Source organism: Bradyrhizobium sp. AUGA SZCCT0176, from assembly GCF_018130145.1.
Classification (GTDB): Bacteria; Pseudomonadota; Alphaproteobacteria; order Rhizobiales; family Xanthobacteraceae; genus Bradyrhizobium.
On record NZ_JAFCMB010000003.1, the window covers coordinates 611,936 to 634,846 of the forward strand.

The 22,911-nt window shown below is 64.0% G+C and carries 20 protein-coding genes; 5 read left to right on the forward strand and 15 right to left on the reverse strand.

Annotation, left to right across the window (positions count from 1 at the left end):
- Positions 1-46 precede the first annotated feature (46 nt).
- The 3 genes from JQ600_RS11115 to JQ600_RS11125 all read right to left on the reverse strand — a co-directional run bounded on the left by JQ600_RS11115 (position 47) and on the right by JQ600_RS11125 (position 3,481).
- Positions 47-982, reverse strand: a complete 936-nt coding sequence (locus JQ600_RS11115; protein WP_212391965.1) for a GTP-binding protein — start codon at positions 980-982, stop codon at positions 47-49.
- A gap of 1 nt (position 983) precedes the next feature.
- A complete protein-coding gene (locus JQ600_RS11120) occupies positions 984-2,474 on the reverse strand; it encodes an amidohydrolase family protein (protein WP_212391963.1) in 1,491 nt (496 codons plus the stop codon).
- Positions 2,475-2,809: 335 nt separating this feature from the next.
- Complete coding sequence (locus tag JQ600_RS11125) at positions 2,810-3,481, reverse strand: YqgE/AlgH family protein (protein WP_212391961.1); 672 nt, start codon at positions 3,479-3,481, stop codon at positions 2,810-2,812.
- Between the two features lie 149 nt (positions 3,482-3,630).
- Here JQ600_RS11125 and JQ600_RS11130 point away from each other — a divergent pair, with 149 nt between their 5' ends.
- Both JQ600_RS11130 and JQ600_RS11135 read left to right on the forward strand, forming a co-directional pair.
- Positions 3,631-4,470, forward strand: a complete 840-nt coding sequence (locus JQ600_RS11130) for a protein-disulfide reductase DsbD domain-containing protein (RefSeq protein WP_212489904.1) — start codon at positions 3,631-3,633, stop codon at positions 4,468-4,470.
- Between the two features lie 239 nt (positions 4,471-4,709).
- Positions 4,710-6,083, forward strand: a complete 1,374-nt coding sequence (locus tag JQ600_RS11135) for a flippase (RefSeq protein ID WP_212489921.1) — start codon at positions 4,710-4,712, stop codon at positions 6,081-6,083.
- Between the two features lie 119 nt (positions 6,084-6,202).
- Here JQ600_RS11135 and JQ600_RS11140 read toward each other — a convergent pair whose 3' ends face one another.
- The 12 genes from JQ600_RS11140 to cysG all read right to left on the reverse strand — a co-directional run bounded on the left by JQ600_RS11140 (position 6,203) and on the right by cysG (position 17,617).
- Positions 6,203-6,991, reverse strand: a complete 789-nt coding sequence (locus JQ600_RS11140; protein WP_212270096.1) for a 3-hydroxybutyrate dehydrogenase — start codon at positions 6,989-6,991, stop codon at positions 6,203-6,205.
- Positions 6,992-6,996: 5 nt separating this feature from the next.
- Positions 6,997-8,175: a DUF3734 domain-containing protein gene (locus JQ600_RS11145; RefSeq protein WP_212270097.1), complete on the reverse strand. Its 1,179-nt coding sequence runs from the start codon at positions 8,173-8,175 to the stop codon at positions 6,997-6,999.
- Positions 8,176-8,279: 104 nt separating this feature from the next.
- Positions 8,280-8,777 carry a CAP domain-containing protein gene (locus JQ600_RS11150; RefSeq protein WP_212270098.1) on the reverse strand — a complete coding sequence of 166 codons (498 nt, stop codon included), beginning with the start codon at positions 8,775-8,777 and terminating at the stop codon, positions 8,280-8,282.
- Between the two features lie 184 nt (positions 8,778-8,961).
- Positions 8,962-10,011, reverse strand: a complete 1,050-nt coding sequence (locus tag JQ600_RS11155; protein WP_192737199.1) for a sulfate/molybdate ABC transporter ATP-binding protein — start codon at positions 10,009-10,011, stop codon at positions 8,962-8,964.
- Positions 10,001-10,963 carry a sulfate ABC transporter permease subunit CysW gene (gene cysW / locus JQ600_RS11160; RefSeq protein ID WP_212489905.1) on the reverse strand — a complete coding sequence of 321 codons (963 nt, stop codon included), beginning with the start codon at positions 10,961-10,963 and terminating at the stop codon, positions 10,001-10,003. Before cysW ends, JQ600_RS11155 begins: the two co-directional genes overlap by 11 nt.
- A gap of 7 nt (positions 10,964-10,970) precedes the next feature.
- Positions 10,971-11,777: a sulfate ABC transporter permease subunit CysT gene (gene cysT / locus JQ600_RS11165; protein ID WP_283813791.1), complete on the reverse strand. Its 807-nt coding sequence runs from the start codon at positions 11,775-11,777 to the stop codon at positions 10,971-10,973.
- Positions 11,778-11,841: 64 nt separating this feature from the next.
- Positions 11,842-12,843, reverse strand: a complete 1,002-nt coding sequence (locus JQ600_RS11170; protein WP_212270101.1) for a sulfate ABC transporter substrate-binding protein — start codon at positions 12,841-12,843, stop codon at positions 11,842-11,844.
- A 110-nt stretch (positions 12,844-12,953) separates the two neighbouring features.
- Positions 12,954-13,685 (reverse strand): phosphoadenylyl-sulfate reductase, encoded by a 732-nt coding sequence (locus JQ600_RS11175; RefSeq protein ID WP_212391957.1) that lies wholly within the window; start codon positions 13,683-13,685, stop codon positions 12,954-12,956.
- Entirely contained in the window at positions 13,682-14,197 is a 516-nt protein-coding gene (locus JQ600_RS11180) for a DUF934 domain-containing protein (protein ID WP_212270103.1), read from the reverse strand. The genes JQ600_RS11175 and JQ600_RS11180 overlap by 4 nt, the downstream gene beginning before the upstream one ends.
- Positions 14,184-15,839 (reverse strand): nitrite/sulfite reductase, encoded by a 1,656-nt coding sequence (locus JQ600_RS11185; protein WP_212489906.1) that lies wholly within the window; start codon positions 15,837-15,839, stop codon positions 14,184-14,186. Before JQ600_RS11185 ends, JQ600_RS11180 begins: the two co-directional genes overlap by 14 nt.
- Before the next feature lie 12 nt (positions 15,840-15,851).
- Positions 15,852-16,169, reverse strand: a complete 318-nt coding sequence (locus tag JQ600_RS11190) for a DUF2849 domain-containing protein (RefSeq protein ID WP_212391953.1) — start codon at positions 16,167-16,169, stop codon at positions 15,852-15,854.
- Positions 16,166-17,617: a siroheme synthase CysG gene (gene cysG, locus JQ600_RS11195; protein ID WP_212391951.1), complete on the reverse strand. Its 1,452-nt coding sequence runs from the start codon at positions 17,615-17,617 to the stop codon at positions 16,166-16,168. Before cysG ends, JQ600_RS11190 begins: the two co-directional genes overlap by 4 nt.
- Before the next feature lie 254 nt (positions 17,618-17,871).
- Between cysG and cysD the strand changes: the two genes are divergently transcribed.
- The 3 genes from cysD (at position 17,872) to JQ600_RS11210 (ending at position 22,905) form a co-directional block, all read left to right on the forward strand.
- Positions 17,872-18,666 (forward strand): sulfate adenylyltransferase subunit CysD, encoded by a 795-nt coding sequence (cysD, locus tag JQ600_RS11200; protein WP_212270115.1) that lies wholly within the window; start codon positions 17,872-17,874, stop codon positions 18,664-18,666.
- Positions 18,667-18,690: 24 nt separating this feature from the next.
- Positions 18,691-20,607, forward strand: a complete 1,917-nt coding sequence (cysC, locus tag JQ600_RS11205; protein ID WP_212270106.1) for an adenylyl-sulfate kinase — start codon at positions 18,691-18,693, stop codon at positions 20,605-20,607.
- Positions 20,608-20,742: 135 nt separating this feature from the next.
- Positions 20,743-22,905 (forward strand): malate synthase G, encoded by a 2,163-nt coding sequence (locus JQ600_RS11210; protein WP_212270107.1) that lies wholly within the window; start codon positions 20,743-20,745, stop codon positions 22,903-22,905.
- Positions 22,906-22,911: the final 6 nt, after the last annotated feature.

Consider the following 22,911-nt stretch of genomic DNA (forward strand, 5'->3'; position numbering starts at 1 on the left):
GGGTTATGGGTCCCGGCTCAAGGCCGGGACGACACCGTGGGTGTGGCTACGCGCGCGCGCCTTCGACGCATCCCTCCATGATCCCATCGACCTCCGCGCGCGAGAGGACGCTGATCTCGGCAATGAACACCATCCGGGTCCGCGGCATTCCCGCTGGCAGCGGCCCGCCAGGGGCCAGCGTCGCGCGTCCGCCGGCGAACTGAAGCAACATCAACTTGCCGGGCTGCTCCACGGATTCGAACAGCCCCTTCGCCCGCGCCAGCTTCGGCGCGAGCCGATTGATCGCCGCCTGCAAGCGGGGCAACGACAGCGGCCGTTCCGACGTCCAGCTCAACGCCTCGAAGCGATCCGTCGCTGGCCGTCGCTGCCCCGGCTCGCGTGGCACCGGCGCTCGATCCGGATCCGAAGGGAAGAGGAGCGCCATCGGAACCTCGCCATGCGGCGCATCGACCAGCACCGCAGCCGGACGTATCGCGCGGATCGCATCGCGGACCGGCGTGTGGCTGACCGCGTCCACGAGGTCTACCTTGCTCAGCGCGATCACATCGGCCGCCCGTATCTGGGACCGCAGCAGGGCGTCGTCGAACCTGGCGACCGAAGTTGTGGCATCCACGACGCACAGCACCGTTTCGAGCGGCGCTTCCCGCCAGATCACCGGATCCATCAGGTTGCGCACGATGTCCTGGGGATCGGCGACGCCACTGGTTTCGATCACGATGAATTCCGGCCGCGGATCACGCCGCAACAAGCCGGCCAGCGTGCGCAAGAGATCGCCTTCGAGCGAGCAACAGATGCAGCCATTGCTGAGACTCACCACGCCGTCGGCGGCGCCGGTGATCAGCTCCGCATCGATATTGATCGCGCCGAAATCGTTGACGACGGCGGCAATCCGCCTGCCCGCGGCATGTGCCAAGAGATGGTTCACGACCGTGGTCTTGCCCGCCCCGAGGAAGCCGGCCACGAGCACGACCGGGACCGGCACCTCAGCCTCCGGTAACGGGCCGGCGCACCGGCTGGCCGGGCCGCGCCGCCACATCGAGCACGCCGTCTGATATCAGCGGCTGGCCGCTGACCACCAGATGACGCACGCCTTCCGACGGGCGATTCATCGCCGAGAACGTCGCCCGGTCGCTCAGCGTTTCGTAATCGAACACGACGATGTCGGCATCCGCACCCGCCTGCAGCCTGCCTTTCGCGCGCATCGCCGGCGTAGAGGCGCCAAGAATTTCCGCGGGGATCAGCGCGCATTTTCGGATGCCTTCGAGCAGCGACACTTTGCGGCGCTCGCGCACCCACTCTCGGATGAAGCGCGTGAAGCAACCCGCCGAGCGCGGATGCGAGGTCGCGTCGTCGGGCAGCGGCCAGGCGGCGCCGGTGTAGGGGCGGCCGTCCGTCAGCGTCCAGGGCATGGCGTCGGAGGCGATCGCGCCGCCGGGATAGAGCACCGCCATGTCGAGGAGGTCGCGATGATGCGCGTTATTGTCGATATCCAGAACGTGCCACAGAACCAGCGTGGAAGGTTCGGCGGCCTGTGCCGCCAGCAGTTCCTGCCGGTCGCGGAAGCGATGCCCGTCGGTCACCCGCTGCACCGAATCATAGCCGAGGCCGTTGCGCGCCTCGAATTCGGGGTCGCTGAAGAACGCCGCCGCCAGCACCGTCGAGCCGGTACCGTAGGGATAGGCTTCGACCGTGATGGGCAGCCCCTGCGCCTGCGCCTTGGCGACCAGCGCGACACAGCGCTCGATGTCGGTCTTGCTGGAAGAATTGAAATGGCAGATGTGCATGTGCGCGCCGGTGGCCCCGGCATAGCCGATCAGGCGGATATAGGCTTCCGCAGCGCTCTCCGGATCGATGCGGGACATGTAGGCGACGTGGGTGAAGGTCGGCACCTCGCGCGCCGCCGCCAGCTGGCACACGGCGGTCAGCTCCTGCACGCCGGCGCCCGGGGCATAGGCGTTGAGGATGCCGATGCCGATGCCGCCCTCGCTCAGCCCGCCCGCGATTCGCTCGAGGATCCCTGCCACTTCGGTGTCGCTGGCCACGTTGTCGATCCAGCGGCGGTCGCGCATCGCATTGCCGAACGCCTCCAGCGAGCTTTCCGCGTTGGAGCCAGTCATCGCGCCAATGCGCGCGAATGCCCAGTTGACCGCGGCGCCGTAGTTCAGCACGCGTCCCTTCTCGGCCTGGCGCCGATACCAGGATGCGACCGGCAATACTCCGGCCTCGAGGTCGAGCGACGTCGTGACGCCGTCGAAGGCCTGCATGCGGTCGGCCGGGATCGACTGGCCATGCGCGTGCAAATCGATGAATCCGGGGGCGATCACCAGTCCCGTAGCGTCGATCGTGCGCTCGGCGCTGCCAAGCCCGGTGCCGACGGCGGCGATCTTGCCATCGAACACCGCCACATCGCCGATGGCGTCCATGCCGCTGGCCGGATCCACCACCCGGCCACCCGTGATTACCAAACCAGCCATCTCGTCACTCCCGCGTACTGAAGACCTGTTCCCTGCGAAGCCGGCTCAGCTTCGAAGGCGCGCAGACTGGCGAATAAGGGCCGTCGCGATCCCATAGAGGCAGATTTTCGGACGGGCAACAACCTCTGCCGGCGGAGGGCACGCATCCGAAAGCGCGCAACAGGCGGCGGAGTAGATGATCGTCGTCCCGGCCTTGAGCCGGGACCCATACGCCGTGCTCTCGATAGTGAAATGAAGGCGGCAGACAAAGCACGTTGGAGCAACCAACGCGCTCGACAATAGATATTTGGGGTTATGGGTCCCGGCTCAAGGCCGGGACGACACCGTGGATGCGTCTACGCGTGCCCGGCTTCGTTCGACAGCATCGCCAGATCGATGCCGATCTTGCGCAGCGCACGCTGGTATTTCTCGTCGACGTCGTCGCCGAAGATCAGGTCCGCGTCGGCGGCGCAATGCAGCCAGCCATTGTGCTGGATTTCGTCCTCGAGCTGCCCCGGCGCCCAGCCGGCATAGCCCAGCGCCAGGATCGCGTGCTTGGGTCCCGAGCCCTTGGCGATCGCTTTCAGGATATCGACGGTCGCGGTCAGGCAGATGCCGTCGTCGATATTGAGCGTGGCATCCTTGATGAAGAAGTCGCTGGAATGCAGCACGAAGCCGCGGCCGGTATCGACCGGACCTCCCTTGAGCACCTTCATGGTCTCGGCGTTTTCCGGCAGCGTGATCTGGTCCGATGTCTTGATGATATCGAGCTGCACCAGGAGCCCCGGGAAATCGATGCTGCCGGCCGGACGGTTGACGATGATGCCCATCGCCCCCTCGGACGAATGGGCGCACATGTAAATGACCGAGCGCTCGAAGCGCGGATCGCCCATGACCGGCATGGCGATCAGCAGCTGGCCGTCCAGATAGCCTTCACCGGACGAATTGTCGCCCACGCCTGCGCCTTTGCGGCGCGCGGGCTTCGTTGTCGCCTTCGGTGGTGCCGTCTTCTTGCCTTCAGGGCTCATCCGCAAAGGCCTCTCTTGCTGATCCGTATCCTGATATCGGGTGGCGGTTCTGTCAATCAAGCGAAGGCTTGTTAGACCTGCGTTGTATTCGACCGCGGATCACAAGCAATTCAATGGTTTGCGGCCAAACTTGCCTGTAAAGACGTCTCATGACCGTCATTGTTCCCATGCGGGCCGCGCTCGGCATTGCCGCCACTCTGGCTGTCGCATGCACAGCCATCGAGGTTCGCGCCGAGGATGCCTCGCCCTGGCAGCGCGACACCCATTCCGCGATCCGGCTGCTGGCGGGATCGCGCAGCGGCGCAGTGCTGCTCGGCGGTATCGCAATCCAGCTGCAGCCAGGGTGGAAAACCTATTGGCGGACGCCCGGCGATTCCGGCGTTCCGCCCCGCTTCGATTTCTCCAAGTCGGACAATGTCGAGGCGGTGACGGTGTTGTGGCCGGCGCCGATGAAGTTCGATGACGGCGCGGGCGGCGTCTCGCTCGGCTACAAGCAGCAGGTCGTGCTGCCGCTGCGGATCGTCGCCAAGAACACCGACAAGCCGGTGACGCTGCGCGCCGACATCAACTACGCGGTCTGCGACAAGCTCTGCATCCCGGTCGACGCCAAGGCGGAGCTGGCCTTTGCCAGTGTGGCAAGCACCGAGGACGGCAATCTTTCCGATGCGCTCAACGCGGTGCCGAAGCCGGCCAATGTCGGCGATCCCAATTCCCTCACCATTCGCGACGTCAAGCGCGAGGGCAAGGCCAACGTGCTGGTCGACGTCACCGCGTCCGGCGGCAAGGAGGTCAGCCTGTTCGTCGAGGGCCCGACGCCGGACTGGGCGTTGCCGATTCCGAAGCTGATCGAGGGCGGTCCGCCCGGCGTCAAACGCTTTGCCTTCGAGCTCGACGGCCTGCCGCCGGGCGCGAGCGCCGACGGCGCCGCGCTGAAACTGACGCTGGTCGGCGGCGACCGGGCCTATGAGTTCAATGTGAATTTGCCGTAGCTTTTTCCGTCGTCCCGGCGAACGCCGGGACCCATACGCCGCGGCGGATGTTTTAGGACGCCGCAGGTAGACGCCTTTTTCATGCAATAACGCCCAGTGGTTATGGGTCCCGGCGTTCGCCGGGACGACGCGGAGATTGACGCGTGCGTCCGCACCCAACCGAATCTTAACGAATCGTTGATACATCGGAGCATCGCCGCCGCCTCGCGGCCTTTCGAGGATGCCTTGCTGTGGCCGTGATGGACACCGAATCCGCCTCCGCTTCGCCTGCCGGCCCGATCGCGCGCCTGCGATCGCTGCTTCGCGGTCTCTTGGGTGGTTCGGGCGAAGCTTCGCTGACAAAGCGGCTGGCCGGCACGATCTTCATCATCCGCGTGATCAGTGCGGCATTGGCCTATTTCTCGCAGATCCTGCTGGCGCGCTGGATGGGCGGCTCGGATTACGGCGTCTATGTCTATGTCTGGACCTGGGTGCTGCTGCTCGGCAGCATGATGGATTTCGGCATCTCGGCGTCCGCGCAAAAAATCATTCCGGAATATCGCACCAGCGGCCAGCACGCGCTGCTGCGCGGCTTCCTCTCGGGCAGCCGCTGGATGACGTTCGCGGTCTCGTCGCTGATCTCGCTGGCGCTGGCGGGGGTGGTGAAAACACTCTCGCCGTGGATCGAGCCAAATACGATCGTGCCGCTCTATATCGGCTGCCTGACGCTGCCCGCCTTCGTCGTCGCCAACACCCAGGACGGCATCGCGCGCTCGCATGACTGGATGCGGCTCGGCCTGATGCCGCAATTCATCGTGCGCCAGTCGCTGATCATCGGCCTCACCGCCGGCGCCTTCGCGCTCGGCTTCAATCTCGGCGCCACGGCGGCGATGCTGGCCAGCGCGGCCGCGGTCTGGCTCGCCATGATCGGCCAGATGGTAGTGCTGAACCGAAGGCTCGCCGGCCACATCGAGCCCGGCGCCAAGGCCTATGATTTCCGCGGCTGGCTTGCGGTCTCGCTGCCGATCCTGCTGGTCGAGAGCTTCTATCTGCTACTCTCCTACACCGACGTGCTGATGCTGCAGCAATTCCGCTCCTCGGAGGAAGTCGGCGTCTATTTCGCGGTCGTGAAGACGCTGGCGCTGGTTTCCTTCATTCACTACGCGATGTCGGCAACAACCGCGCACCGCTTTGCGGAATATCATGCGCTCGGCGACAGGGCGCGGCTGTCGGCCTATGTGGCGCACGCGATCCAATGGACGTTCTGGCCCTCGCTCGCGGCCACCATCGTTCTGCTGGCGCTGGGCAAGCCGCTATTGTGGCTGTTCGGGCCGCAATTCGTGGTCGGCTACGACATCATGTTCATCGCTGCCGTTGGCCTCGTGGTGCGTTCGGCGATCGGGCCGGTCGAGCGGCTGCTCAACATGCTCGGCCACCAGCACATCTGCGCGCTGGCCTATGCGCTCGCCTTTGTCATGAACGTGGTGCTGTGCCTGCTGCTGGTGCCGCGCTACGGCGGCCACGGCGCCGCGGCCGCAACCACGATCTCGCTCGCGTTCGAGACCGTGCTGTTGTTCTGGATCGTCCGGCAGCGGCTCGGCCTGCACGTGCTGGCGTTCGGGAAGCGCGGCTAACCCCTCAACGTCATGCCCGGGCTCGACCCGGGCATCCATCATCTTCGCAAGATTTTTTCAGCTTGATGGATTGCCGGGTCAAGCCCGGCAATGACACGCATCAATGCGAGGCCTGAGCCCTACTCCGCGGTCCAGCCGCCGTCGATCGAGAGGTTGGCGCCGGTGATCTGGGCGGCATCGTCGCCGCACAGGAACAGCGCCAGGGCCGCGACCTGCTCGGAGGTCACGAATTCCTTGGTCGGCTGGGCTTCCAGCAGCACGTCGTGGATGACCTGCTCCTTGGTGAGGTTGCGCGCCTTCATGGTGTCGGGAATCTGCTTCTCGACCAGCGGCGTCCAGACATAGCCGGGGCTGATGCAGTTGCAGGTAATCTTGTGGGTCGCGAGCTCCAGCGCCACCGTCTTGGTGAGGCCGGCGATGCCGTGCTTGGCCGACACATAGGCCGACTTGAACGGCGAGGCCACCAGCGAATGGGCGGAAGCGGTGTTGATGATGCGGCCCCAGCCGCGCTTCTTCATGCCGGGCACGGCGGCGCGGATGGCATGAAATGCCGACGACAGGTTGATCGCGATGATCGCATCCCACTTTTCGATCGGGAATTCCTCGATCGGCGACACGAACTGGATGCCGGCATTGTTGACCAGGATATCGACCGAACCAAAGGTCTTCTCGCCGAGCGCGATCATTTCGGCGATCTCGGCGGGCTTGGTCATGTCGGCGGGCGAATGCACGGCCCGAACCTTGAAATCGGTCTCGATGCCGGAACGCTCCTTCTCGATATCGGACGGCACGCCCATGCCGTTGAGAACGATATTGGCGCCGGCGGCGGCGAAAGCGCGCGCGTAAGCCAATCCGATGCCGCTGGTCGAGCCGGTCACGACGGCGGTCTTGCCTTTCAAAATACCCATTCTGGTCACTCCTGTTTTTTGCTTTCGGGGGCGCTGGAAACGTCCCTCGTGAGATCGTAGGTCACCATGGTCTCCCCCGACTGCGGCCGTTCTAGCCATTCTTTGTGACGCATCGACAAATGCACGTCCCGGGCGCCCGCGTTCCAGTGCTCGACCACCCCGACATGCGAGAAATCGTAATCCTTGGACGAGGATTCGTAGTTCTTGCTGCGGTAGATCAGGTGCACCACCGTGACGGTGTTTTCCTTGACCGCATTGCACAGTATCGCCACCGACGGATCGCTCTTGAGATCATCGGGCAATTTGGCGATCAATTCACGGAGCGCCTTGCGCGTGTTGTGCACCTGCTTGTTCTTGTCGGTGTTCATTCGGGTACGGCTGGAAAAGCGGATGTCTTTTTCACGCTCGGCGGCCTCCAGCAGCGTGGCCGGCAGATCGCCGCGCGCGCTGAACAGGTCGACCTGGAAGATCAGGAGATCGCGGTCGCTTTCCTCGTCCAGCACGAAATCGAGCGGCGTGTTGGAGGCGATGCCGCCGTCCCAGTAATGCTCACCGTCGATGAGGATGGAAGGAAAACCCGGCGGCAGCGCGCCGGACGCCATGATGTGCTCCGGCCCGATCTTCTTGCCGAGCTTCTTGAATTCCACATTGTCGAAATATTTGAAATTGCCCGAGGTCACGCCGACCGCGCCGACGGAAAGCCGCATCTTCAGGTCGTTGATGCGGTCGAAGTCGACCAGGTTTTCCAGCGTCTTCTTCAGTGGCGCGGTATCGTAATAGCTCAGCGATTGCGCGCTGCCGGGCGGCCACAGCGGCGCCGGCGGAAGCCGCGGCGTGAAGAATCCGGGCACGCCGAAGGTCGCGATCAAGGCGGCGCTGGTCTCGTTGAACAGCGACCGCGCGCGGTCACCCGGCGTAATCGGATTCCACGACACCGGGGACGACACCATGTCCCAGAATTCCTTCAGGCGATCGACACGTGTCGCAGGGTCGTTGCCGGCAATGATCGCGGCATTGATCGCACCGATCGAGATGCCCGCCACCCATTCCGGCTCGAAGCCAGAACGGCACAGCGCCTGAAAGGCGCCGGCCTGGTAGGAGCCGAGCGCACCGCCGCCTTGCAGCACCAGCACGCGTTGCGCTTTGGCGGGCGTCGTTGCGGGCGCGGAGCCGGAACTGTCCATCGTGACCGCCAACTAGAGGGCAATAGCGTTGGTACCGTGGCGGCAGTTCGCGACGGCGTCAATCGGCGAGACCCAAGCAAAGATCACGCCTAATTTATCAGGTTCTAGGTTGACGCCAGAATGAGCGTCCAGAACACCTTGTACTTGGTGTTGGGAGCATAAATCGCCGCGATGCCCAATTTTGTGACACCGTTCTTGAGCATGTTGGCCTTGTGCGGCGGCGAGTCGCGCCAGCCCGAAAACGCTTCCGCCAGCGTGTGATAGCCGGCCGACACGTTTTCAACCGCGAGCTTGGCCGGATATCCGGAAGCGCCGAGGCGCTTTTCCAGCGGGCCCTTGACGTCATGATCGAGCTTGTTGCGTTTGGCCATGGCCTGAGATTGCGCTTCGGCGAGTTTCATCAGGTCAGGGTCAACAGCCACGGCGGCAAGGCCGTTGTTCTGGCGGTAGAGCGAAATAATCGAAGCCGCGGCCTGCGGATCCAGCGTGGCGCCGCCATTGGCCATGCTGAGATACATGGTCGGCTGGTCCGGCGCCCTGGCGGTGTCGGCCATGCAGCCGCCCAGCAACAAAAGTCCAGCTATCGCGGCCGCAGCGCGCATGAATCAACCCCCGTGATGTCACGCAGTTGTTGCATACCAACCGTGGCTGAATGGTGAACGCGGGGCTAATTCTAGCCGTCATTCCGGGGCGTGAGCGAAGCGAACGAACCCGGAATCTCGAGATTCCCCGTGCGCAATTGCGCACCTGAGGTTCGCTTCGCGCCCCGGAATGACGACTTCGTCCTCAATCCTGGGCCGCAAAAATACGGTAGCGGCGGGGCTGCAGGCTGACGATTTCGCCGGCCTGGAGTTCCCGGTCACGGGGGGCGTCGATCTCGATGATGGTCTTGCCCTCGCCGCCGGACAGCGCCACCTCGGCCCGCTGGATCGGACCAAACGAACGGACATGGCGCACGGCGCCCTCCAGCGATCCGGAACCGGCCGGCCCGATCTGCATGTCATGGCGCCGGACGAACAGTTTCGAGGCCCCGGAAGCCGCGCCATTGGCGGCGATATTGAGCGGCCGGCCGCCGAGCCGCACCGAACCGCCGCTGACATCCACCGGCAGCACGATCGACTCGCCGATGAAGCCATGCACGAACGCGGTCGCCGGGTGATCATAGACCTCGCCGGGCGTGCCGATCTGCTCGATCCGGCCCTTGTCCATGACCACCACGCGGTTGGCGACTTCGAGCGCCTCTTCCTGATCGTGGGTGACGAAGATCGAGGTGACGTGGATTTCCGAATGCAGCGAGCGCAGCCATTGCCGCAATTCCTTGCGCACCTTGGCGTCGAGCGCGCCGAACGGCTCGTCGAGCAGCAGGATGCGCGGCTCGATCGCAAGTGCACGCGCGAGCGCAATGCGCTGGCGCTGGCCGCCGGACAATTGGCTGGGGTAGCGGTCGGACAGCCAGTCGAGCTGCACCAGATCCAGCAATTCCTTGACGCGGGCGCGGATGGTGGCCTCGTCCTTGCGAATGGCGCGCGGCTGCACCCGCAGGCCGAAGGCGACGTTTTCGAACACCGTCATGTGGCGGAACAGCGCGTAATGCTGGAACACGAAACCGACGTGGCGCTCGCTGGCGCCGCGCGCCAGCGCGTTCTCGCCGTCGATCAACACCTCGCCGGCATCCGGCCAGTCGAGCCCGGCGATGATCCGCAGCAGCGTGGTCTTGCCCGAGCCGGAGGGGCCGAGCAGCGCCAGCAATTCGCCCTGGTCGACTTTCAGGTCGACATTGTCGAGCGCAGCGAAGCTGCCGAACTTCTTGACGATGTTTTTGACTTCAATGGTCACGCGGTTCCTGTCCTTCGTCCAGACGTCGCTCGAGAACGGTCTTCACGACCAGCGTGATCAACGCCAGCATCGCCAGCAATGACGCAATCGCGAACGACGCCACGAATTGATATTCATTATAGAGGATTTCGACCAGCAGCGGCATGGTGTTGGTCTCGCCGCGGATATGGCCGGACACGACCGACACCGCGCCGAACTCGCCCATGGCGCGCGCGTTGCACAGCAATACGCCGTACAGCAGGCCCCACTTGATATTGGGCAGGGTGACGCGGAAGAAGGTCTGCAGGCCTGACGCACCGAGCGAGATCGCCGCCTCCTCCTCCTGCGTGCCCTGCTCCTGCATCAGCGGGATCAGCGACCGCGCCACGAAGGGAAACGTCACGAAGATGGTCGCCAGTGCGATGCCGGGCACGGCGAACAGGATGTGAATGTCATGCGCCTGCAGCCATGTGCCGAAAAAGCCCTGCGCGCCGAACAGCAGCACGAAAACGAGACCCGAGATCACGGGGCTGACCGAGAAAGGCAGATCGATCAGCGTGATCAAGAAGGTCTTGCCGGTGAAATCGAACTTGGCGATCGCCCAGGCCGCAATCACGCCGAACACCAGATTGAGGGTGACGGAGATCGCCGCCACCAGCAGCGTCAGCTTGATCGCGGAAAGCGCCTCCGGCTCGCCCAGCGCCGCCAGGTAGGTGCCGATGCCTTTGGAAAAGGCGCTTGCGAACACCACGACCAGCGGCAGCACGACGAACACCGACAGGAAGGTGACCGCAAGGGTGATGATGATGAAACGGACCGGCCCAGGCTCGGTACGCAGATTGTCCGGCGATGTCCCGGTGCGCGGGCGCGCACGCTCGATACGCGAAGGCGGCGGGGAAACGGTGAGGTCCGCCGTCGGGGCATAGGCCCGCAACTCGGTCGCTGACGTCACCACACTCGATTGCGTCGACATCAGTCCCTCAATGCGCCGGAATACGGGTTTGGGCCCAGCGCTGCAGGCGATTGACCGCGAAGATGATCAGGAACGACGCCAGCAGCATGACAACCGCAATCGCGGTCGCATCGGCGTAGCGGAACTCGGAGAGCCGGATCACGATCAGGAGAGGCGCGATTTCCGACACGTTCGGCAAATTGCCGGCAATGAAGATGACGGAGCCGTATTCGCCGACCGCGCGCGCGAACGCCAGTGCGAAACCGGTCAACAGCGCCGGAATCAAGCTCGGCAGGATCACCCTGAACACGGTGTGCCAGCGGTTGGCCCCGAGGCTTGCCGCCGCCTCCTCGATCTCGACGTCGAGATCGATCAGCACGGGCTGCACCGTCCGCACCACAAAGGGAATGCCGATGAACACCATCGCGATGAATATCCCGATCGGCGTGAACGCGACCTTGATGCCAAGTTCGGCCAGCGGCGCACCGAGCCAGCCTTTTTGTGCAAACAGTTGCGTGAGCGCGACGCCGGCGACCGCGGTCGGCAGCGCAAAGGGGATATCGACGATGGCGTCGAACAGCCGGCGGCCGGGAAAGCGATAACGCACCAGCGCCCAGACGATGATGGTCCCCATCACCAGATTGACCAGGGCGGCGAGAAACGAAAGCCCGAACGAGATCTTCAGCGCATTGAGCGTGCGGCGGCTGGTGATGATGCCCCAGAACTGATCGAGGCTGAGCTCGAACGTCTTGAGGAACAGGCCGGCCAGCGGCAACAGGATAATAATGGAGAGCCATGTCAGGGTCAGTCCCATGGTGAGACCAAACCCCGGCAAGCTGCTCCGCCGTGCCACCGCTATGCTCACAAGTCCCCCTGATTGCTCGGTAAATCGTCCCAGATCAGTTCTTGTAGATCTGGTCGAAGATACCGCCTTCGGCGAAATGTTCCTTCTGCGCCTTTGCCCAACCACCGAAAACGTCGTCGATGGTGAAAAGTTCGACCTTGGCGAAAGATTTTTCGTATTCCTTGGCGATCTCCGAATCGCGCGGACGGTAGGAGTTGCGTGCGGCGATTTCCTGACCTTCCTTGGTATACCAGTATTTCAGGTAGGCTTCAGCCGCCGCGCGGGTGCCTTTCTTGTCGGCCACCTTGTCGACCACGGAGACCGGCGGCTCGGCCAGGATCGACAGCGGCGGCGAGACGATCTCGAATTTGTCCTTGCCGAATTCGCGTTGCGCCAGGAAAGCCTCGTTCTCCCACGCCAGCAGCACGTCGCCGACACCGCGCTCGACGAAGGTCACGGTCGAGCCCCGTGCGCCGGTATCGAGTACCGGCACGTTCTTGAAAAGATCGCCGACGAATTTTTTGGCCTTGTCGGACGAGCCGAATTTTTTCTCGGCATAGCCCCATGCCGCCAGATAGTTCCAGCGCGCTCCGCCCGACGTTTTCGGATTCGGCGTGATGACGCTGACGCCGGGTTTAATCAAATCGTCCCAATCCTTGATGGCCTTGGGATTGCCCTTGCGCACCAGAAACACGATCGTCGACGTGTAGGGCGAGGCGTTGAGCGGCAGGCGCTTCTGCCAATCCGGCGCCACCAGGCCCTTGCCGGCGATCGCATCGATATCATAGGCCAGCGCCAGCGTGACCACGTCCGCCTGCAACCCGTCGATCACAGAACGCGCCTGCGAGCCGGAGCCACCGTGCGACTGCTTGATCTCGACGCTCTTGCCGGTTTCCTTACTGTAAGCGGCAATGAACGCCTTGTTGAAATCGGCATAGAGCTCGCGCGTCGGATCGTAGGACACGTTGAGCAGCGACACATCGGCGGCGAGCGCAGAACCTGCCCAGAGCAGTCCCGCGACGAGGGGCAGAATACGACGGAACATCTCAATCTCCATTCGGCCTGATGAAGGATATCATCGCAGCACACCGGACATAACTCGCGGCGAAGTGGCCTTTAGTCAACGAAACCGCATTTCATTGTTTGCGGCGGTGCAGCGTCATTGTCCTATGAAGTCTTGATCGTGTGGATGCCGCATTCTGTCTTGGCTCTTCCGCGCCAGCGACCGGCACGCGCGTCTTCATCAGGCGAGGTCCGGCTGCTGCACGGCATGCATCCGACCGACAGGTAGCCCGACGCCACCAGCGGATGCGGCGGCAATTTCGAAAGCTGGTAGATCGCCTCGATGTCTTCGCGCGCGACATTGGCGAACGGGTTGAATTTCAGCCTGGCGCCGTCGTCTTCGACAACCGCCATCTCGGCGCGCTGGCCGCCCTGGAAGCGCTTGCGGCCGTTGATCCAGGCTGAGAACGGCGCCAACGCCCGCGCCAGCGGCTCGACTTTACGGATACGGCAGCAGGCGTCGGGATCGGAGAACCACAATTCGCGGTCCGGATCCGCGCGCGACAAAGTTTCTTCCAGCGGCTTGATCGAGCGGACGTCGCGCAGGCCGAGCGTTGCGATCAACGTGTCGCGATAGGCCAGCGTCTCCTCGAACAGCCAGCCGGTGTCGAGGAAGATCACGGGAATCGCCGGATCGACGTCTGCCATCACCTTGAGCAGTGCCGCCGATTCGGTGCCGAACGACGAGACCACCGCCAACTTCTCGCGGCCGACGGTCTTCAACGCCGCTTCAATGACTTCCGCTGATGAGGCGCTGCGGAGCGCACGATCGAGCGCCTGCGCCGGCGGCAGGTCCAAAGCTTTCTCTATCACTGACTGAGGTACGAGCGCGTTCACTGGCCGGCACTCTCCGAATGACGCAACTGCATCCGCCGATGCAGCGCGGTGAGGCGGCCGTCGCCGGTCGGCTGGTAGAACACCGAATAGCTTTTTGCGGTAGAGGCAAACGCCTCGGCGTCGCTGTCCTTCCTGACCTCGAACGTGTCGAAGCCGGCGCGCAGCATGAACACGAACTGGTCGCGCAGCACCTGGCCGGTGGCACGCAATTCGCCGTCGAAGCCGTGACGCTCGCGCAGCAGGCGCGCCTGGCTGTAGGCGCGGCCGTCGCGAAACGAGGGAAACACCAGCGCCACCGCGGCCAGCCGGCCGAGATACGGCACGAGCTCGTCGAGGTCGCGGTTGTTCGGCCAGATCACGCCGACCTTGCCGGCGCGCTTGAGAAGGGTTTCCGGATCCTCCAGGAACCGCGCCGCCGGAATGAGGATCGCGCCATCGCCCGGCAACTCGGCGCCGTCGGCAACATGGGCGAACAGATCGGTGGTGATTCTACCCTGCTTAACGAGTGGCATAGACCCGCTCCTTGAATGGCTCGACACCCAGGCGCTTCACCGCATCCACGAACAACTCCTCGGGGCGGTCGCGCAGTGCGAGATAGGCTTCGACAATATCCTCGATCACGTCGGCGACTTCCGCATAGGGAATCGCCGGGCCGATCAGCGTACCCATCTGCGCGCCCTCGTCGGCGCGCCCGCCGATCGTGATCTGGTAATACTCCTCGCCGTTCTTCTCGACGCCGAGAATGCCGATATGGCCGACGTGGTGATGTCCGCAGGCGTTGATGCAGCCGGAAATATTGATGTGCAGCCGGCCGATCAGTTCGGCGGTGTCGTGATTGGCGAAGCGACGGGTCAGCTCCTGCGCGATCGGGATCGAGCGCGCATTGGCCAGCGAGCAATAATCCAGCCCGGGGCAGGCGATGATGTCGGTGACCAGATTGACGTTCGGCGTGGCGAGCCCGATCCGGTCGAGCGCCTTCCATAGCTGCGGCAGGTCGCGCTTGGCGACATGCGGCAGGCACAGATTCTGTTCGTGGCCGACGCGGATTTCGCCGAAGGAATATCGGTCGGCGAGATCGGCGACCGCGTCCATCTGGTCGGAGGTGGCGTCGCCGGGCGGTGCGCCCACCGGCTTCAGCGACAGCGTCACGATCGAATAGCCCTGGACCTTGTGCGGGAACACCGAGTTCCTGCGCCAGCGCTCGAACAGCGGATCATGTGCGGCCTGTTTCAGTTCGTCCGGCATGTGCGGCAGCTTCTCATAGGCCGGATAGGAGAAGCGCGAACGCACCTCCTCGATGACGGAATGGTCGAGCGTCAATCCGACGTCGCCCATCTGCTTCCATTCGTCGTCGACCTCGCGCGCGAACTTCTCGATGCCGAGCTCGTGCACCAGAATCTTGATGCGGGCCTTGTAGATGTTGTCGCGGCGGCCGTACTGGTTGTAGACGCGCAGGATCGCCTCGACATAGCTCAGGATGTCGCGGCCGTGCACGAACGGCTTGATGGTCTTGCCGATGAACGGCGTCCGGCCGAGACCGCCGCCGACCAGCACCTCAAAGCCGGTTTCGCCTTCCGCGTTCTTGTACAGGCGGAGCCCGATGTCGTGCACCTTGATCGCCGCGCGGTCGTGCTCGGATGCCGTGATGGCGATTTTGAACTTGCGCGGCAGGAACGAGAATTCCGGATGCAGCGTGGTGTGCTGGCGCAGGATTTCCGACCAGATGCGGGGATCCTCGACCTCGCCCGGCGCGACGCCGGCCCACTGGTCCGAGGTGACGTTGCGCATGTTGTTGCCGGACGTCTGCATCGCATGGATGCCGACCTCGGCAAGGTCCGCCAGCGCGTCCGGCAATTCGGCCAGCTTGATCCAGTTGAACTGGATGTTCTGCCTTGTGGTGAAATGGCCATAGCCGCGGTCGTAGCGGCGTCCGACGCGGGCCAGCGCGCGCAACTGCTTGGACGACAGCGTGCCGTAGGGAATCGCGACGCGGAACATGTAGGCGTGCAGTTGCAGATAGACGCCGTTCTGCAGGCGCAGCATCTTGAATTCGTCCTCGGTGAGTTCGCCGGAGAGGCGGCGCTTCACCTGGTCGCGGAATTCAGACACGCGTTCGTTGATCAGCGTGCGATCGAGTTCGTCATATGCGTACATGATGGATGCGCCTTACGCCGGAACCGGAAGCAGATCGATGGTGAGGCCTTCCGACCGGATATGTTCGCGGAGATTGCCGGGCTTGATTTCGCCGCCGTCCTTGAGTTCGACCGGCGCGATATAGGGGCCGATCGCGCCGACGTCATCGGCGGTGGCTTCACCAAGCAGTGTCCGCGCCTCATCCGAGGTGCGCACGATCACGGCGTCCGACAGGTTCGCCGACCAGCCTTGCTGCGCGGTGCGATAGATCACGACGCCATCCCAGGTGCGGTTGGCGGTGACCATCGAAGGTCCCGTGATCTTGATCTTTTGTTGTAACGGAGAAGTCATTCTGCAGCATCCCTCAATTCGGAGATCACTTGATCGAGATCGGCAAGGTTTGAACTAGCGAGGCGCCACGGTGCGGAATGCGCAACCACGTCGCCGATGATGAGGACGGCGGGACCGCCGTCGATTTGTTCGACCAGCGCCGGCAAATGTTCGAGCGTGCCGACCACCGCCTGGGCGTCCGGCCGTGTCACCCGCGCGAACACGCCGACCGGCGTTTGCGGCAAGCGTCCGGCGGCGAGCAGGCCCGCACGGATCGCGGGTGCCGCGGTCATGCCCATATAGACCACGATGGTCATCTTCTTGTCTGTCAGCACCGACCAGTCGACGGTTTCGGCGTCCCTTGCCTTGTGCGCGGTGAGGAAGGTGATGCGCAGCGCCTCGTGGCGATAGGTCAGCGGCGCTTCGAATTGCGCCGCGGCGCCCAATCCGGCGGTGATACCCGGCACCACCGAATAGGCGACGCCGGCCGCGCGCAACACTTCGATTTCCTCGCCGCCGCGGCCGAAGATGAAGGGATCGCCGCCCTTCAGCCGCACCGCGCGCTGGCCTGACTTGGCTGCCTCGATCAGCAATTTGTTAATCGCATCCTGGCCGATACCGGGCCGGCCGACGCGGCGGCCGACCGGAATGCGCGAGGCATCGCGGCGCACGCGATCGAGAATCTCCGGCGATACCAGTTCGTCGTAGAACACGACGTCGGCGTCCTGCAGCGCGCGCAGCGCCTTGATGGTGAGCAGGTCCGGATCGCCCGGCCCGGCGCCGACCAGCGTCACCCGGCCCTCGGCCTTGCCCTGATCATTGGCGCCGGCGAAAGCGGAAGGGTTCGCGATCGCCTGCAGTTCCTTTTTGGCTTCGTCCTTGCGCCCGGCCAAGACCAGCGCGCCGATCGGTCCGTCGATCACGCGTTCCCAGAAACGGCGGCGCAACGAAAATTCGGGGATGCGCGCATGCATCGCTTTGCGAAAGCCGCCGATGAAGCTGGCGAGGTCGCCGATCCGCGCCGGCAGGACAGCCTCGATAGACTCGCGCACGCGGCGCGCCACGACCGGCGAGGTGCCGCCGGTGCCGACGGCAACGACGACGTCGCCGCGATCGACAATGGCGGGAAAGATGAAAGTCGAATGGACGAGGTCGTCCATCACATTGACGGGCAGTCCGACCGCCTTGGCGCGTGCCGACATCGCCACGCCAATGTCGCCGGCGCCGGCGCAGAGGATCGCGATCACCCCGGACAGATCGGCCGTGAGCGGATCGCCGGCCGCCGGTTCGATCCGCGCCGCATCCTCAGCGGCAATGCCGGAGAGGTCCTGATCGCCATCGGTCGCGAACCAGCGGACCTGCGCACCGGCAGCGGCGAGCAACCGCAATTTGGCGCGTGCGAGGTCGCCCGCTCCAACGAGCAGCACCTTGCCGCTTTGCAGATCAAGAAACACAGGCAGATAGCGCATCAGATACTCGCTTCCCCAAATTTGGGGTTGACTGAAATTATTTTCTATTTATCTCTGGATCAAGGCCAAAAAAGAGAAAATTATTCCTTCTCTTTTGCAGCGCAACTTTAGAATTTTTCCACTCTCAAGTCCAAGGCCAAGAGATGCATCTTCTCAACAAGGAATCCGGCGGACACGGGTTACAGCCCGCGGCCTTCAACCAGGCCTCATCCGCACCCAAAGTTCTGGCCCATGGGCAGCTGCCGCCGCCCTCGATGGACCATCTCGACGAACTCGAGGCGCAGAGCATCTACATCCTGCGCGAAGCCTTCGCGCGGTTGAAGAAGCTGGCGCTGCTGTGGTCGCTGGGCAAGGATTCCAACGTCATGATCTGGTTGGCGCGCAAGGCCTTCTTCGGCCGCGTGCCGTTCCCGGCCCTGCATGTCGACACCGGCAAGAAATTTGCCGAGATGTATGCGTTCCGCGATCGCTTCGGCAAGGAATGGGAACTCGATCTCAAGATCGAGCCCTGCCCGTCGATCGACGCCGTCGATCCGACACTGCCGCCGGCCGCGCGTTCCGCCGCCCGCAAGACCGAAGGCCTCAAATGGGCGCTGACCAAATACGGTTTTGACGGATTGATCGCCGGCATTCGCCGCGACGAGGAAGCCACCCGCGCCAAGGAGCGTGTGTTCTCGCCTCGCGGCCTCGAAGGCGGCTGGGATGTGCGCGATCAGCCCCCGGAATTCTGGGACCATTTCAACGCCTCGCCGCCGCAAGGCGCGCATTTGCGCATCCACCCGATCCTGCATTGGACCGAGGCCGACATCTGGGCCTACACCAAGCGCGAGAACATTCCGATCATCCCGCTGTACCTGTCGAAGGACGGCAAGCGTTATCGCTCGCTGGGCGATCAGGACATCACCAATCCGGTGGCGTCGACCGCTTCCAGCATCGATGAGATCCTGACCGAACTCGACGGCACCAAGGTGCCGGAACGTGCGGGCCGCGCGCTCGATCACGAAACCGAAGATGCATTCGAGCGGCTGCGTGTCGCCGGCTATCTCTGACGGACATTAGGTGTGAGTGCTGCGATGAACATGATCCTCCCCTCAAGCGTATTGGCGACACCCAACGGCACGACGCGGCCACAGATTCGCATCGTCATCGTCGGCCATGTCGACCATGGCAAATCCACCCTCGTCGGCCGCCTGCTGCATGAAACCGGCAGCCTGCCCGAGGGCAAGCTGGAAATGCTGAAAGCCGTCAGCGCGCGGCGCGGCATGCCGTTCGAATGGTCGTTTCTGCTGGATGCGCTGCAAACCGAACGCGACCAGGGCATCACCATCGACACCACGCAGATCCGCTTTCGCACCATGTCGCGCGACGTCGTGCTGATCGATGCGCCCGGCCACGCCGAATTCCTGCGCAACATGATCACCGGCGCCTCGCAGGCCGACGGCGCGGTGCTGATCATCGACGCGCTGGAAGGCGTGCGCGACCAGACCCGCCGGCACGGCTATCTGTTGCATCTGCTCGGCATCAAGCAGGTCGCCATCGTCGTCAACAAGATGGACCGGGTCGACTTCAGCGCGGAACGTTTCAAGGAGATCAGCGACGAGATTTCGGCGCATCTGATCGGCCTCGGCGTGACGCCATCGGCGGTGATTCCGATTTCCGCGCGCGACGGCGACGGCGTTGCCGAACGCACGCCGCGGATCTCCTGGTACCAGGGGCCGAGCGTGGTCGAGGCGCTCGATGCGCTCGAGCCGGCCCGGCCGCTGGAGCAGCTCGCGCTGCGGCTGCCGGTGCAGGCGATCTACAAATTCGACGATCGCCGCATCGTCGCCGGCCGCATCGAATCCGGCAGTCTCAGCGCCGGCGATGAGATCGTCATCATGCCCGCCGGCAAGATCGCGAAGATCAAGACCGTCGAGAGCTGGCCGGTGACGCCGGTCAACGGCAGCCACGGCGCCGGCCGGTCGGTCGGCATCACGCTCGACCGCGAATTGTTCATCGAACGCGGCGACGTGATCGCCCATGCCGGCGCGACCCCGCGCGACACGCGGCGGATTCGCGCCAGGATTTTCTGGCTGCACGACAAGCCGCTCACCAAGGGCGAGCAGATCCTGATCCGCCTCGGCACCCGCGAAAGCCGCGCCCAGGTGGTCGCGATCGAGAAGGCGGTGGATCCCGGCGAACTCTCCAATGCGGAGACCAAGTCGATCGCGCGCAATCACGTTGGCGAAATCGACATCTCGCTGGCGCAGCCGGTTGCGGCCGACCCCTATCAGGACAATCCGCGCACCGGACGGCTGGTGATCGAGGTCAATGGCCGCATTGCCGGCGGCGGCCTCGTGCTGTCGGTCGATGCCGGACAACGCGCCGTTCCCATCGACATCGTTCCGGTGGAATCCGCGCTGCGTCCCGAAGAGCGTTCGGCGCGCTATCACCATAACGGCGCGGTAATCTGGCTGACGGGCCTGCCCGGCTCCGGAAAATCGACGCTGGCCCGCGCGTTGGAGCGCCGGCTGTTCTCTCGCGGCGGTTCACCGATCCTGCTTGATGGCGACACCCTGCGTGCCGGCCTCAACAACGATCTCGGCTTTTCGCCGCAGGACCGCAGCGAAAACATTCGCCGCCTCGCGGAAGTCGCCACCCATCTGGCGCGCAACGGCCACGTCGCGATCGTCGCCGCGGTTTCGCCCGCGATTGCGGATCGCGCAGTGGCGCGCCGCATCGCCGATACCGCCTTCCGCGAAATCCACGTCGCCGCTCCTGCCGAAGTGTGCGAGAGCCGCGATCCCAAAGGCCACTATGCCAAGGCCCGTGCTGGCACGCTCCCCTCGTTCACCGGGATCACCAACGACTATCAGCCGCCGGCTAGTTGCGAGTTGACGATCGACACCTCAACCCGGACGGTGGCCGATGCCACCGACGCGATCGAACGGATGCTGGCCGAGACCGGCGTTTTGTTCGACGAACTGGTGGACCTGGCGGCCAATATCTAGGCTTTTTGGGGCCTTCTCATCGACCCGGCTTTAGGGCTAAAAGGGCGGCCGACGCCGCCCCTTTTGGCGCGCTTTTGCTGTTTTCACACTGAAAACGCCTTCCTGTTCGCCGTTTCTACCCCGAGAAAGCCCATCATGAATCGTGTCGATGCCCACGGATTGAAGATCGCCCCTGAACTGTTCGATTTCATCGCCAAGGAGGCGACCCCCAAAACCGGGATTTCCCCCGACGCATTCTGGGCCGGGCTTGCCGCCATCATCGCCAAATTGGGACCGAAAAACCGCGAACTGCTCGCCGTCCGCGACGCACTGCAGGCCAAGATCGACGGCTGGCACCGCGCCAACAAGGGCAAGGCGTTCGACATGAACGCCTATACGGCCTTCCTCAAGGAGATCGGCTACCTCTTGCCGGAGCCCGCGACCCACAAGGTCGAAACCGCTGATGTCGACGAGGAAATCGGCAAGATCTGCGGACCGCAGCTCGTCGTCCCCCTCACCAACGCCCGCTATGCCTTGAACGCGGCGAATGCCCGCTGGGGCAGCCTGTATGATGCTTTCTACGGCACGGATGCGATCCCGCACGAGGCGAGCGAGGCTGGCCGCGGCTACAACAAGGCGCGCGGCGACAAGGTGATCGCCAAGGCCAAGGCGTTCCTCGACGCCGCCGCGCCGCTCGCGACCGGCAGCCACACCGACGTGACGTCTTACAGCGTGATCGCCGGCCAGCTCGCGGTCAAACTGAAGAGCGGCAACGCCACCGCGCTGAAGTCGGCCGAACAGTTCGCCGGCTATCTGGGCGACGCTGCCGAGCCGACCGCGATCCTGCTGGTCAACAACGGCATGCATGTCGAAATCAAAATCGATCGCAGCAGCACCATCGGCAAGGACGATCCTGCCGGTGTCGCCGACATGATCCTGGAATCGGCGGTCTCGACCATCCTCGACATGGAAGACAGCGTCGCCGCCGTCGATGCCGAGGACAAGGTGCTGGTCTATCGCAACACGCTCGGCCTGATGGACGGCACGCTGTCGGCGGATTTCGACAAGGGCGGCAAGACGCTCAAGCGTTCGCTCAACCCCGACCGCGTCTACAAGACGGCCGACGGCAAGGACCTCACGCTGCACGGCCGCAGCCTGCTATTGATGCGCAATGTCGGCCATCACATGTTCACCGACGCCGTGCTGGACTCAAAGGGCGAGGAGATTCCCGAAGGCCTGCTCGATGCCGCCGTCGCCGGCCTGCTGGCGATCCACGATCTCAAGGGCGGCTCGAAGACCAAGAACAGCCGCACCGGCTCGGTCTACATCGTCAAGCCGAAGATGCACGGCCCCGACGAGGTCGCGCTGACCTGCGAATTGTTCGGCGAGGTCGAGAAGATGCTGTCGCTGCCCGAGAGCACCATGAAGGTCGGCATCATGGACGAGGAGCGCCGCACCACGGTCAACCTCAAGGCCTGCATCCAGAACGCCTCGAAGCGGATCTGCTTCATCAACACCGGCTTCCTCGACCGCACCGGCGACGAGATCCATACCTCGATGGAAGCGGGTCCGATGATCCGCAAGAACGACATGAAGGCGCAGCCCTGGATCAAGGCCTATGAAGACTGGAACGTCGACATGGGCCTGATCGATGGCCTGCCCGGCCATGCCCAGATCGGCAAGGGCATGTGGGCAGCACCCGACAAGATGGCCGACATGCTGACGCAGAAGCTCGGCCATCCGCAGGCCGGCGCCACCACCGCCTGGGTGCCGTCACCGACCGCCGCCACGCTGCACGCGCTGCATTATCATCAGATCAACGTGCAGGCGCGCCAGCAGGAGCTCGCCAAGGGCGGCCAGCGCGCGAAACTTTCCGACATCCTCACCATTCCGGTGTCGCAGTCGAACTGGGCCCCCGACGACGTGAAGCAGGAGATCGACAACAACTGCCAGGGCATTTTGGGCTATGTGGTGCGCTGGATCGACCAGGGCGTCGGCTGCTCCAAGGTGCCTGATATCCACGACGTCGGCCTGATGGAAGACCGCGCGACCTTGCGCATTTCCAGCCAGCATCTGGCGAACTGGCTGCATCAGGGCGTCATCACCAAGGATCAGGTGATGGAGTCGCTGAAGCGCATGGCGGTCGTCGTCGACGGCCAGAACAAGGGCGATGCGCTGTACAAGCCGATGGCGCCCGGCTTCGACGGCATCGCCTTCAAGGCGGCGTGCGACCTGGTGTTCAAGGGCCGCGAGCAGCCGAACGGCTACACCGAATACATCCTCACCGCCCGCCGACGCGAAGCCAAGGCGGCCGGCTGACCGGCC